Origin of the sequence: Scandinavium sp., assembly GCF_036271055.1 — a bacterium.
Taxonomy (GTDB): domain Bacteria; phylum Pseudomonadota; class Gammaproteobacteria; order Enterobacterales; family Enterobacteriaceae; genus Scandinavium.
Map to the genome: position 1 here is coordinate 22,517 of NZ_DATBBJ010000055.1, position 12,936 is coordinate 35,452.

The window sequence follows — 12,936 nt, forward strand, 5'->3', positions numbered from 1 at the left end:
CCTTTCAAAGAGAATTGATGTGAAAGTATTGACTGTATTCGGCACCCGACCAGAAGCAATCAAAATGGCGCCGTTGGTTCATGCGCTGGCAAAGGACCCTCATTTTGAGGCAAAAGTTTGCGTAACCGCGCAGCATCGGGAGATGCTCGACCAGGTATTAAAGCTCTTTTCCATCGTTCCTGATTATGATCTTAATGTGATGAGCCCAGGGCAAGGGCTGACGGAAATTACCTGCCGTATTTTGCAGGGTTTAAAACCCGTGCTTGAGTCTTTTAAACCGGACGTTGTGTTAGTGCATGGCGATACCACAACGACGATGGCGGCAAGTCTTGCCGCGTTTTACCAGCGTATCCCGGTAGGGCATGTTGAAGCAGGATTGCGTACAGGCGATCTCTATTCGCCATGGCCGGAGGAAGCGAACCGCACCATGACGGGTCACCTGGCGATGTATCACTTCGCGCCAACGGAAAATTCACGCCAGAATCTGCTGCACGAAAACATTTCCGACAACGGTATTGTGGTTACCGGGAATACCGTGATTGACGCGCTTTTCTGGGTGCGTGATCGCGTGTTAAGTGATGAGTCGCTGCGTGCTGAACTGGCCGGGCGCTACCCATTCTTAGACAGTGATAAGAAACTGATCCTGGTAACGGGCCATCGCCGTGAGAGCTTTGGTCAGGGGTTTGAGCAAATCTGCCATGCACTGGCAGAAATCGCTGCTGAAAACCCGGATGTTCAGGTCGTATACCCGGTACATCTTAATCCGAACGTGAGCGAACCGGTAAACCGTATTCTGAGTCAGGTGGATAATGTTTTCCTGATCGAGCCGCAAGATTATTTGCCGTTCGTTTGGTTGATGAACCGCGCCTGGCTCATTCTCACCGATTCCGGTGGCATTCAGGAAGAAGCGCCGTCGTTAGGTAAACCGGTTCTGGTTATGCGTGACACCACGGAACGTCCAGAAGCCGTCGATGCCGGAACGGTCAGGCTGGTAGGCACCAATCGTCAGCATATTGTGAATGAAGTGACACGATTGCTGCGTGATGAACAGGAATATCAGGCCATGAGCCGTGCACACAATCCTTATGGTGACGGTCAGGCCTGTAGTCGAATTTTATCAGCTCTCAAAAACAATCAGGTAACACTATGAGTTTTTCGACCATCTCTGTGATTGGCCTTGGCTATATAGGACTGCCGACGGCAGCAGCATTTGCCTCCCGTCAGAAACAGGTGGTAGGTGTGGATATCAATCAACACGCGGTAGATACCATCAACCGCGGCGAGATCCACATCGTTGAGCCCGATCTTGATGAGGTGGTTAAAACGGCAGTGGCTGGCGGCTATCTGAAAGCCAGTACCACGCCGGTTGAAGCGGATGCATACCTGATTGCAGTGCCAACGCCGTTCAAAGGCGAGCATGAGCCGGATATGGCGTTTGTCGAAGCGGCAGCCAAATCCATTGCTCCGGTGCTTAAGAAAGGGGCATTGGTGATTCTGGAATCCACTTCACCAGTGGGCGCAACCGAGCAGGTTGCTCAGTGGTTGGCTGAACTGCGTCAGGATTTAACCTTCCCGCAGCAGGCCGGTGAGCAGGCTGATGTGAATATCGCTTATTGCCCGGAGCGCGTGCTCCCAGGGCAAGTGATGGTTGAACTGATTAAAAACGATCGGGTGATTGGCGGTATGACGCCTGTTTGTTCCGCTCGTGCCAGCGAACTCTACAATATTTTCCTCGAAGGCGAATGCGTGATAACCAACGCGCGCACCGCTGAGTTGTGCAAGCTGACTGAAAACAGTTTCCGCGATGTCAACATTGCTTTCGCCAACGAACTGTCGCTGATATGTGCCGACCAGGGGATTAACGTCTGGGAGTTGATTCGCCTGGCGAATCGTCATCCACGCGTCAATATTCTCCAGCCAGGCCCTGGCGTGGGTGGACACTGCATCGCCGTCGACCCGTGGTTTATCGTGGCGCAAAATCCGCAGCAGGCGCGTTTGATTCGCACCGCGCGCGAAGTGAACGATCACAAACCGCACTGGGTGATGAATCAAGTCAAAGCGATGGTTGCAGATTGCCTGGCCGCCAAAGACAAGCGCGCCAGCGAAATTAAAATTGCCTGCTTCGGCCTGGCGTTCAAACCGAATATCGATGACTTACGTGAAAGCCCGGCGATGGAAATCGCCGAACTGATTGCCGACTGGCACAGTGGCGAAACGCTGGTGGTTGAGCCTAACGTGCATCAATTGCCGAAAAAACTCACCGATAAAGCCATACTCTTAACCCTTGAGGATGCACTGGCGCAAGCCGACGTGCTGGTGATGCTGGTCGATCATAAACAGTTCAAGGCTATCGATGGTGAAAGTATTCAGCAGGCGTTTGTGGTCGATACCAAAGGAGTGTGGCGTTGAAAAAGATTCTGGTGACTGGCGGCGCGGGCTTTATCGGTTCCGCTGTGGTGCGTTACATCATCAGTGAAACCACTGACAGCGTCGTTGTTGTGGATAAACTGACCTACGCCGGAAATCTTGCCTCACTTGCTCCCGTTGCTCAAAACGAGCGCTTCGCTTTTGAACAAGTCGATATCTGTGACCGCCAGGCGTTGGACGACGTGTTATCTCGCCATCAGCCTGACCTGGTCATGCATCTGGCTGCTGAAAGCCATGTTGACCGTTCAATTGATGGGCCCGCGGCGTTTATCGAAACCAACATTGTGGGGACTTACACCCTGCTAGAAGCCGCGCGTGGCTGGTGGAATTCGTTGGAAGCAGAGAAAAAAGCGGCGTTCCGGTTCCACCACATTTCGACCGATGAAGTGTATGGCGATTTGCACGGCAGCGATGACTTCTTCACTGAAACAACACCGTATGCGCCAAGCAGCCCCTACTCAGCCTCAAAGGCGGGAAGCGATCATCTGGTGCGCGCGTGGCTGCGTACATACGGTTTACCCACTGTCGTCACCAATTGCTCTAATAATTACGGGCCGTATCATTTCCCGGAAAAACTGATCCCGTTGACCATCCTGAATGCACTCGCAGGCAAACCGCTGCCGGTTTATGGCAATGGTTTACAGGTTCGCGACTGGCTGTATGTTGAAGATCATGCGCGTGCGCTTTATCGCGTGGTGACTACCGGTACTGTGGGTGAGACATACAATATCGGCGGTCATAACGAACGCAAGAATATCGACGTTGTGCGCACCGTTTGTGCGCTGCTCGAAGAGTTGGTGCCGCAAAAACCAGAAGGCGTGGCGCAGTATCAGGATTTAATCACCTTCGTGACCGACAGGCCCGGACATGATGTGCGTTACGCCATTGACGCCAGCAAAATAGAGCGTGAACTGGGCTGGACGCCCGAAGAGACGTTCGAAACAGGCATGCGCAAAACCGTGCAGTGGTATCTCGACAACCCGTCATGGTGGCAACAAGTGCTGGACGGCAGTTATCAAGGCGAACGTCTCGGCCTGAAAGGCTAACCCTCCCGGGAGGACATATGAAAGGCATTATTCTGGCCGGCGGTTCCGGCACCCGACTGCATCCCATCACCCGTGGCGTATCGAAACAGCTGCTGCCGATCTATGACAAGCCGATGATCTACTATCCGCTGTCAGTGCTGATGCTGGCGGGGATCCGCGAAATTCTTATCATCACTACGCCGGAAGACAAAAGCGCTTTCCAGCGCCTGTTGGGCGACGGTTCGGAATTTGGTATTGAGCTGCATTATGCCGAGCAGGCAAACCCGGACGGCCTCGCACAAGCGTTTATCATCGCTGAAACCTTCCTTGCCGGAGAGCCATCGTGCCTGGTGCTGGGCGATAATATCTTCTTTGGTCAGGGGTTCAGCCCGAAACTGCGTAGCGTGGCGGTACGCACCGAAGGCGCGACCGTATTTGGCTATCAGGTGATGGATCCGGAACGTTTTGGCGTAGTTGAGTTTGACGATAATTTCCGTGCGATCTCGCTGGAAGAAAAACCCAAAGCGCCAAAATCCAACTGGGCTGTCACCGGCCTCTATTTCTACGACCACAACGTGGTGGATTACGCGAAGCGCGTAAAACCGTCCGAGCGTGGTGAGTTGGAAATTACCTCCATCAACCAAATGTACCTCGATGATGGCAAATTGACGGTCGAGCTGCTCGGGCGTGGTTTTGCGTGGCTCGATACCGGCACGCACGACAGCCTGATTGAAGCCAGCACCTTTGTGCAGACGGTGGAAAAGCGTCAGGGATTCAAAATCGCCTGTCTGGAAGAAATTGCCTGGCGTAATGGCTGGCTGAATGACGACGGCGTAAAACGCGCGGCTAACCAACTGCTCAAAACCGGCTACGGCCAATATCTGCTGGAGCTGCTTCGTGCGCGTCCACGCCAGTATTGAGCCTCTCAGTTGGGAGTCGCAGTTTTTCGGTATCGACAGCGCGATTTTGCGCTTTAGCGATGATTCTCCGGAACTGTGTGCCAATGATTTAGCGAACTGGGCGCGGGTGCAGGCTAAAATTCCAGCGCAGCGCACCGACTGGCTCGATGCGTTGCAACAGTTGGGCTTCCAACTGGTAGAAGGCGAAGTCGATTTTAAATTGGCTGTGATAGACGACGTTAATCCACAGGCAGAAATCGCCACCGAGCGTGATATTCCGCAACTGCGGGAGCTCGCCGCACAGGCGTTTGCTCAGAGCCGTTTTCGCGCGCCATGGTATGCCGAAGACGTAAGCGGGCGCTTCTACGCGCAATGGATTGAAAATGCCGTTCGCGGCACGTTTGACCATCAATGCCTGATTTTTCGTGACAATAGCGCCGATGTCCGCGCTTTTGTTTCCCTGCGTCAGTTAAACGAAAGTGAAGCCCGCATTGGGCTGCTGGCTGGGCGCGGCGCGGGTGAAGTCTTAATGCAGACGGCAATGCGCTGGGCGCATGAGCATCAGCTGACAACGCTGCGGGTGGGCACCCAAATGGGCAACACCGCAGCCCTTAAACGTTACATTCAAAGCGGGGCTGTTCTTGAAAGCACCGCCTACTGGTTATACAGGTGACACGATGATTCCCTTTAATGCTCCACCGGTTGTCGGTACCGAACTCGATTACATGCAATCTGCCATGGGCAGTGGAAAACTGTGCGGCGATGGCGGTTTTACCCGTCGCTGTCAGCAGTGGATGGAGCAACGTTTTGGCAGCGCCAAAGTGCTGTTAACACCGTCCTGCACCGCATCGCTGGAAATGGCGGCGCTGCTGCTGGATATCCAGCCCGGCGATGAAGTGATCATGCCGAGTTATACTTTCGTATCCACCGCCAACGCATTCGTGTTGCGCGGGGCGAGAATCATCTTTGTCGATATTCGACGCGATACGATGAACATCGATGAAACGCTGATTGAAGCGGCGATCACTGACAAAACCCGCGCTATCGTGCCGGTGCATTACGCAGGCGTGGCCTGTGAAATGGACACCATCATGGCAATTGCCAAAAAACACGATCTGTTTGTGGTGGAAGATGCCGCACAGGGCGTGATGTCGACCTATAAAGGCCGCGCATTGGGCACCATCGGGCACATTGGCTGCTTTAGCTTCCATGAAACCAAAAACTACACTGCGGGTGGCGAAGGCGGTGCGACGCTGATTAACGACAGCAAGCTGGTTGAGCGTGCTGAAGTGATCCGCGAAAAAGGCACTAACCGCAGTCAGTTCTTCCGTGGTCAGGTCGATAAATACACCTGGCGCGATATTGGCTCCAGCTATCTGATGGCCGATTTGCAGGCCGCTTATTTATGGGCGCAACTGGAAGCGGCAGACCGCATTAATCAGCAGCGCCTGAGCCTGTGGCAAACCTATTACGATGCGCTGAAACCGCTGGCGGATGCGGGTCGTATTGAGTTGCCAACTGTTCCTGCCGATTGTGTTCACAATGCGCACATGTTCTATATCAAGCTGCGCGATGAGGCCGATCGCGGCAAACTGATTGCCTGGCTGAAAGAAGCGGAAATCATGGCGGTGTTCCACTATATCCCGCTGCACTCTTCGCCTGCCGGTGAAGCATTCGGCGAATTCCGTGGTGACGATCGCTTTACCACCCAGGAAAGTGAGCGTTTGCTGCGCCTGCCGCTGTTCTACAATCTGGCGACAGTGAATCAACGTACGGTGATTAACTCCCTGCTGAGCTACTTCGCCTGATATGTCACTGGCAAAAGCTTCAATCTGGACGGCAGCCAGCACGCTGGTCAAAATTGGTGCGGGTCTGCTGGTCGTAAAACTGTTGGCGGTCTCATATGGTCCGTCTGGCGTGGGTCAGGCGGGGAATTTCCGTCAGCTGGTCACGGTATTGGGCGTGCTGGCAGGCGCGGGGATCTTCAACGGCGTCACTAAATTTGTCGCGCAGTATCACGACGACCCTGATCATTTACGTAAAGTCGTAGGCACTTCATCGACAATGGTGCTCGGCTTCTCGACGCTGCTGGCGGTCATTTTCGTGCTTGCGGCCGCGCCCATTAGCCAGGGCCTGTTCGGTCATACTCATTATCAGGGTTTAGTGCGTTTAGTGGCGCTGGTCCAAATGGGGATCGCCTGGGCGAACCTGTTGCTGGCGTTGTTGAAAGGTTTTCGTGATGCGTCCGGAAACGCACTGGCACTGATTGCCGGTAGCCTTATTGGCGTCGCGGCATATTTTGTAAGCTGGCATCTTGGCGGCTACGAGGGCGCATTGCTGGGTCTGGCATTAGTGCCTGCGCTGGTGGTACTTCCGGCGGGCATCATGCTGGCGAAACGCAAAGCGATTCCTTTTGCTTACCTTAAACCACGCTGGGATGCGTTTTATGCCGGGCAGTTAGGCAAATTCACCCTGATGGCGCTGATAACCTCGGTGACATTGCCGGTGGCTTACGTGATGATGCGAAATCTGCTAGCGGCGCATTTCAGCTGGGATGAAGTCGGTATTTGGCAGGGCGTGAGCAGTATTTCCGATGCCTACCTGCAATTTATTACCGCTTCGTTCAGCGTCTATTTACTGCCGACGCTCTCACGATTGACGGTCAAAACAGACATCACCCGTGAAATCGGTAAAGCACTCAAGTTTGTGCTTCCTGCGGTGGCGGCGGCAAGTCTCACCGTCTGGCTGTTGCGTGATTTTGCCATTTGGTTATTGTTCTCCGCGAAGTTCACTGCGATGCGTGACCTCTTCGCGTGGCAACTGGTGGGTGATGTGCTGAAAGTAGGCGCTTACGTCTACGGCTATCTGGTGATCGCCAAAGCCTCGCTGCGGTTTTATATTCTGACAGAAATCAGCCAGTTCACCTTGCTGACTGCGTTCTCACACTGGCTGATCCCGGCGCATGGCGCATTGGGAGCAGCACAGGCCTACATGGCGACCTATATCGTTTATTTTGCGCTGTGTAGCGGCGTATTTTTAATTTGGCGTAAACGCGCATGACTGCACTGATACATGTATTGGGATCGGATATCCCGCACCATAACCAGACCGTCCTGCGGTTTTTCAGCGAAGAGCTGGCGGCTGGCAGTGAGCACGCGCGCGCGTTTATGGTGGTGGGCGATGAAAACGAATTACGCGCCGCTGGCCCGAATCTCTCGGTGACTTTTTATCCCAACAAGAAAGCGCTGGCGACAGCCGTGGTGGCGAAAGCCAAAGTGAACCGTGAACAGCGCTTCTTCTTCCACGGACAGTTCAATACCGGGTTGTGGCTGGCTCTGCTTTCCGGCGGCATTAAGCCCGCGCAGTTTAACTGGCATATCTGGGGCGCGGATCTTTACGAAGTGTCGCGCGGCCTGAAATTCCGTCTGTTTTATCCGCTTCGCCGCCTGGCACAAGGGCGCGTGGGCCGTGTTTTCGCGACGCGTGGCGATTTGAATACCTTTGCAAGTGTGCATCCAAACGTGCAGGGTGAGTTGCTCTATTTCCCGACGCGCATGGATCCATCATTGAACGAGATGGCAAATGAGCAGCGTGACAACCCGACGCTGACCATTCTGGTCGGCAACTCCGGCGATCGCAGCAATGACCACATTGCCGCGCTGAAAGCGATTCATCAGCAGTTTGGCGACACAGTCAATGTTGTGCTGCCGATGGGCTATCCGGCGAGTAACGAGGCTTATATTGCCGAGGTTCGTGCGGCGGGTGCGGCGTTGTTTAGCACAGAACACTTGCAAATCCTCAGTGAAAAACTGGCGTTCGACGATTATCTGGCGCTGCTACGTCGCTGTGATTTGGGTTACTTCCTCTTCCCGCGCCAGCAGGGCATTGGCACATTGTGTCTGCTAATCCAGGCGGGCATTCCCTGCGTGTTGAACCGGGAAAACCCGTTCTGGCAGGATATGGTTGAGCAACACATTCCGGTACTGTTTACCGCTGACACGCTGAACGTCGACATTGTGCGTGAAGCACAGCGACAACTGGCGGGTGTGGATAAAACACAGATCGCGTTTTTCCGTCCAAACTATCTTGAACCGTGGAACCAAGCGTTGCGGGTTGCAGCAGGAGAAGCGCAATGAGCCTGATGCAGTTTACCGGCCTGTTTGTGGTCTGGCTGTTTTCATCGCTGTTTATCGCCACACTGACTTACTTTGAGTTTCGTCGGGTGCGCTTTAACTTTAATGTCTTCTTCTCGCTGCTGTTTTTGCTGACGTTTTTCTTCGGCTTCCCGCTGTCGATGATGTTAGTCTTCCGCTTCGACGTAGGTATCGCGCCGCCTGAAATTTTGCTTCAGGCACAGTTGTCGGCGGTCTGTTTTTATGCGGTTTACTATGTGGCGTACAAAACGCGTTTGCGTGCCTCGCGGCCACTCTCAGAGCGCCGTCCGCTGTTCACCATGAACCGGGTGGAAACGCATCTGACGTGGATGATACTGGCGCTGGTTGCGCTGTTCTGCGTCGGCGTGTTCTTTATGCATAACGGCTTCCTGCTGTTCAAACTGCACTCCTATAGCCAAATTTTCTCCAGTGAAGTCTCTGGCGTGGCGCTTAAACGCTTCTTCTATTTCTTCATTCCGGCGATGTTAGTGGTGTACTTCTTACGCCAGGACAGCAAAGCGTGGATTTTCTTCCTTGTCAGCACTGTGGCATTTGGTTTGCTGACTTATGTGATCGTCGGCGGGACGCGTGCCAACATCATTATCGCTTTCGCCATTTTCCTGTTTATCGGCATCATTCGCGGCTGGATCTCTCTGTGGATGCTGGCGGCGGCGGGTGTGCTGGGCATTGTCGGGATGTTCTGGTTGGCGCTGAAACGCTATGGTTTGAACGTCAGCGGTGACGAGGCGTTCTACACCTTCCTCTATCTGACGCGCGATACCTTCTCGCCGTGGGAAAACCTGGCGCTGCTGCTGCAAAACTACGACAAAATTGATTTTCAGGGACTGGCGCCGATCGTGCGCGATTTCTATGTGTTTATCCCCACCTGGTTGTGGCCCGAGCGGCCTGGCATTGTGCTGAACACCGCCAACTACTTTACCTGGGAAGTGCTGAATAACCATTCCGGGCTGGCGATCTCCCCGACGCTTATCGGTTCGTTGTTGGTGATGGGCGGCGCGTGGTTTATTCCGCTCGGCGCGGTGGTGGTCGGCCTAATCATTAAATGGTTTGACTGGCTCTATCTGCTTGGCAACCGTGAAACGAACCGCTACAAAGCGGCGATCCTGCACAGTTTCTGTTTTGGGGCTATCTTCAACATGATTGTGCTGGCCCGCGAAGGACTCGACTCTTTCGTTTCTCGCGTGGTCTTTTTCCTGGTGGTGTTCGGGCTCTGCCTGCTGATCGCCAAAATGCTTTACTGGCTGCTGGACAGCGCCGGGCTTATCAATAAGCGATCAAGGCCGTTGCCACACCCTCTGGTTTGATAAGGAAACACATGACGGATCCAACAGCAGCGCCGCTTTACACTGTTCGCGGTTTGCAGCTTATCGGCTGGCGCGATATGCAGCATGCGCTCGACTATCTGTATGCCGATGGGCAGATGAGGCAGGGGACGCTGGTAGCGATCAACGCCGAAAAAGTGCTGACGGCGGAAGATAACGCCGAGGTGCGAACGTTGATAGACGCTGCGGAATTCAAATATGCCGATGGCATCAGTGTGGTGCGCTCGATTCGCAAGAAATACCCGCAGGCGAACGTTTCACGCGTCGCGGGTGCAGATCTATGGGAAGCGTTGATGGCGCGAGCAGGAGCGGAAGGCACGCCCGTTTTCTTGATCGGTGGAAAGCCAGATGTTCTCGCTCAAACTGAAGCTAAACTGCGCCAGCAGTGGAACGTCAATATCGCCGGAAGCCAGGACGGGTATTTCAAACCGGAAGAACGGCAGGCGCTGTTTGAGCGCATTCACGCCAGCGGCGCGAAGATTGTCACCGTAGCGATGGGTTCACCGAAGCAGGAAATCTTGATGCGCGACTGCCGTCTGGTTCATCCGGATTCTTTGTATATGGGCGTTGGCGGCACCTATGACGTGTTCACCGGTCACGTAAAACGTGCGCCTAAAATATGGCAAAAGCTGGGGCTGGAATGGCTCTACCGTTTACTGTCGCAGCCAAGCCGTCTTACCCGTCAGCTGCGCCTTCTGCGCTATCTTCGCTGGCACTACACCGGCCAGCTTTAATCTCCCTCGCTTAAAAATGTATTGCACGGAAATTGTGCAATACATTCACGTAACTAATACTTTGTTTGCCATTTCAGCCATTTTAATTAACCATGCGCACCCTTCAAGCCTGTGCATCACTGCGTGCAGACATTTCACAGCAGTGATTCTGTTCAGAACAATAACCGGCTTTGACCGGCACGCGACAAACACACGAGGATTTATGACGGAGAAACAACCGGTGCTGCAGCGAGGGCTGGAAGCGCGACACATTGAACTCATTGCGCTCGGCGGCACCATTGGCGTCGGTTTGTTTATGGGGTCAGCGAGCACGCTCAAGTGGGCGGGTCCGTCAGTATTGTTGGCGTACATCATCGCCGGGTTGTTTGTCTTCTTCATTATGCGTTCGATGGGCGAAATGCTGTTCCTCGAACCGGTTACTGGCTCGTTTGCCGTTTATGCGCATCGTTACATGAGTCCATTCTTCGGCTATCTCACGGCCTGGTCCTACTGGTTTATGTGGATAGCGGTCGGGATTTCAGAGATAACCGCGATTGGCGTGTACACCCAATTCTGGTTCCCGGAGATGGCACAATGGATACCTGCACTTATCGCCGTCGCGTTAGTGGGGTTGGCGAATCTGGCGGCGGTGCGTTTATACGGCGAGCTTGAGTTTTGGTTCGCCATGATCAAAGTCACGACCATTATCGTGATGATTGTCGTGGGGCTGGGCGTTATCTTCTTTGGTTTCGGTAACGGTGGTCACGCCTTGGGCTTCGGCAATCTGACCGAAAATGGCGGCTTCTTCGCGGGTGGTTGGAAAGGCTTCCTGACCGCGCTATGTATCGTGGTTGCGTCGTACCAGGGCGTGGAGCTTATCGGCATTACCGCAGGCGAGGCGAAAAATCCGCAAGTCACATTGCGTAGCGCGGTCGGGAAAGTGCTGTGGCGTATTCTGATTTTCTACGTGGGCGCTATTTTCGTCATTGTGACGATTTTCCCGTGGAACGAAATTGGCAGCAATGGCAGTCCGTTCGTACTGACTTTTGCCAAAATCGGCATCACGGCAGCGGCAGGGATCATCAATTTTGTGGTGCTGACGGCGGCGTTATCCGGCTGTAATAGCGGCATGTACAGTTGTGGCCGTATGCTCTACGCGTTAGCGAAAAACCGCCAACTGCCATCGGCGATTGCGAAAGTTTCGCGTAACGGTGTGCCGGTGGTCGGTGTGGCTGTATCGATTGCCGTGCTGCTGCTCGGTTCTTGCCTGAACTACCTCATTCCGAATCCCCAGCGTGTGTTTGTCTATGTCTACAGCGCCAGCGTGCTGCCTGGCATGGTGCCGTGGTTTGTTATTCTGATAAGCCAGCTGCGTTTTCGCGACGCACATAAACAAGCGATGACCAGCCACCCGTTCCGCTCGGTATTGTTCCCATGGACTAACTATTTAACGATGGCGTTCCTGGTTTGCGTATTGATTGGCATGGGCTTCAACGAAGATACACGTATGTCTCTCTTTGTTGGTGCTATCTTCCTCGCCGTCGTGACGTTGCTGTACAGAGTATTACGCCTTGGTCGTGTGGGTGAGGCACATAAATCGCAGGAATAAACATCAAAACGTGCAAAGCATAACCAAACGAGAAATTTCTTTAAAAAGAGACTAGACAGCATCGCGTGAAGTCCGTAATATCCGACCCCGCAACGGCGCTAAGCGCCCGTAGCTCAGCTGGATAGAGCGCTGCCCTCCGGAGGCAGAGGTCTCAGGTTCGAATCCTGTCGGGCGCACCATTTACCCGGTGCTGGAGCTGCGGTGGTCTGTAATGAAATTACAGGGCCGCGTGAAAAGAATATCAGTGGTGGCTATAGCTCAGTTGGTAGAGCCCTGGATTGTGATTCCAGTTGTCGTGGGTTCGAATCCCATTAGCCACCCCATTATTGATAAGTTGTGACATGCGACGGTGGCGGAATTGGTAGACGCGCTAGCTTCAGGTGTTAGTGTCTTAACGGACGTGGGGGTTCAAGTCCCCCCCCTCGCACCACGACTTAAAGAATTGAACTAAAAATTCAAAAAGCAGTACATCGGCGAGTAGCGCAGCTTGGTAGCGCAACTGGTTTGGGACCAGTGGGTCGGAGGTTCGAATCCTCTCTCGCCGACCAATTTTGAACCCCGCTTAGGCGGGGTTTTTTCTATTCTGAATTCGGCATTTCTGCCTCAAGCAATAAAATCTCAGGTTCTAAATCCCGCACAAATGAATATGTCTCCAGATGGCGACATTTAATTCCCTGATTTTAAGTAAAATCGTATTTGCCTTATTTTTGCGTCGCCGTTTAGCGACATCTCATCTATTCCTAAATAGCGTAAACCCCTGATAATG

The 12,936-nt window shown here is 53.6% G+C and carries 11 protein-coding genes and 4 tRNA genes; all 15 read left to right on the top strand.

Annotated features, from left to right (window positions below):
* The first annotated feature begins 19 nt into the window (after positions 1-19).
* The 15 genes from wecB (at position 20) to VH187_RS07660 (ending at position 12,718) form a co-directional block, all read left to right on the top strand.
* On the top strand, positions 20-1,150 hold the full coding sequence (gene wecB, locus VH187_RS07590) for a non-hydrolyzing UDP-N-acetylglucosamine 2-epimerase (protein ID WP_329700855.1): 1,131 nt from the start codon (positions 20-22) through the stop codon (positions 1,148-1,150).
* A complete protein-coding gene (gene wecC, locus VH187_RS07595; protein ID WP_329700856.1) occupies positions 1,147-2,409 on the top strand; it encodes a UDP-N-acetyl-D-mannosamine dehydrogenase in 1,263 nt (420 codons plus the stop codon). The genes wecB and wecC overlap by 4 nt, the downstream gene beginning before the upstream one ends.
* On the top strand, positions 2,406-3,473 hold the full coding sequence (gene rffG / locus VH187_RS07600) for a dTDP-glucose 4,6-dehydratase (protein WP_329700857.1): 1,068 nt from the start codon (positions 2,406-2,408) through the stop codon (positions 3,471-3,473). Before wecC ends, rffG begins: the two co-directional genes overlap by 4 nt.
* Before the next feature lie 17 nt (positions 3,474-3,490).
* The gene (gene rfbA / locus VH187_RS07605) at positions 3,491-4,372 is read left to right on the top strand and encodes a glucose-1-phosphate thymidylyltransferase RfbA (RefSeq protein WP_329700858.1); all 882 of its coding nucleotides are present in this window, start codon (positions 3,491-3,493) and stop codon (positions 4,370-4,372) included.
* Complete coding sequence (rffC, locus tag VH187_RS07610) at positions 4,350-5,024, top strand: dTDP-4-amino-4,6-dideoxy-D-galactose acyltransferase (RefSeq protein ID WP_329700859.1); 675 nt, start codon at positions 4,350-4,352, stop codon at positions 5,022-5,024. Before rfbA ends, rffC begins: the two co-directional genes overlap by 23 nt.
* A 4-nt stretch (positions 5,025-5,028) precedes the next feature.
* The gene (gene rffA, locus VH187_RS07615; RefSeq protein WP_329700860.1) at positions 5,029-6,159 is read left to right on the top strand and encodes a dTDP-4-amino-4,6-dideoxygalactose transaminase; all 1,131 of its coding nucleotides are present in this window, start codon (positions 5,029-5,031) and stop codon (positions 6,157-6,159) included.
* A gap of 1 nt (position 6,160) precedes the next feature.
* A complete protein-coding gene (gene wzxE, locus VH187_RS07620; RefSeq protein WP_329700861.1) occupies positions 6,161-7,411 on the top strand; it encodes a lipid III flippase WzxE in 1,251 nt (416 codons plus the stop codon).
* Positions 7,408-8,487, top strand: coding sequence for a TDP-N-acetylfucosamine:lipid II N-acetylfucosaminyltransferase (locus VH187_RS07625; RefSeq protein ID WP_329700862.1), 1,080 nt, complete (start codon positions 7,408-7,410; stop codon positions 8,485-8,487). The genes wzxE and VH187_RS07625 overlap by 4 nt, the downstream gene beginning before the upstream one ends.
* Positions 8,484-9,830, top strand: coding sequence for an ECA oligosaccharide polymerase (wzyE, locus tag VH187_RS07630; RefSeq protein WP_329700863.1), 1,347 nt, complete (start codon positions 8,484-8,486; stop codon positions 9,828-9,830). Before VH187_RS07625 ends, wzyE begins: the two co-directional genes overlap by 4 nt.
* A gap of 11 nt (positions 9,831-9,841) precedes the next feature.
* On the top strand, positions 9,842-10,582 hold the full coding sequence (gene wecG / locus VH187_RS07635) for a lipopolysaccharide N-acetylmannosaminouronosyltransferase (RefSeq protein WP_329700864.1): 741 nt from the start codon (positions 9,842-9,844) through the stop codon (positions 10,580-10,582).
* Positions 10,583-10,784: 202 nt separating this feature from the next.
* Positions 10,785-12,170: a bifunctional threonine/serine APC transporter ThrP gene (thrP, locus tag VH187_RS07640; RefSeq protein WP_329700865.1), complete on the top strand. Its 1,386-nt coding sequence runs from the start codon at positions 10,785-10,787 to the stop codon at positions 12,168-12,170.
* Positions 12,171-12,272: 102 nt separating this feature from the next.
* Positions 12,273-12,349, top strand: a tRNA-Arg gene (locus VH187_RS07645).
* 68 nt (positions 12,350-12,417) lie between these two features.
* Positions 12,418-12,493: transfer RNA gene (locus VH187_RS07650), tRNA-His, on the top strand.
* 20 nt (positions 12,494-12,513) lie between these two features.
* Positions 12,514-12,600: transfer RNA gene (locus VH187_RS07655), tRNA-Leu, on the top strand.
* Positions 12,601-12,641: 41 nt separating this feature from the next.
* Positions 12,642-12,718: transfer RNA gene (locus tag VH187_RS07660), tRNA-Pro, on the top strand.
* The last annotated feature ends 218 nt before the right edge of the window (positions 12,719-12,936 follow it).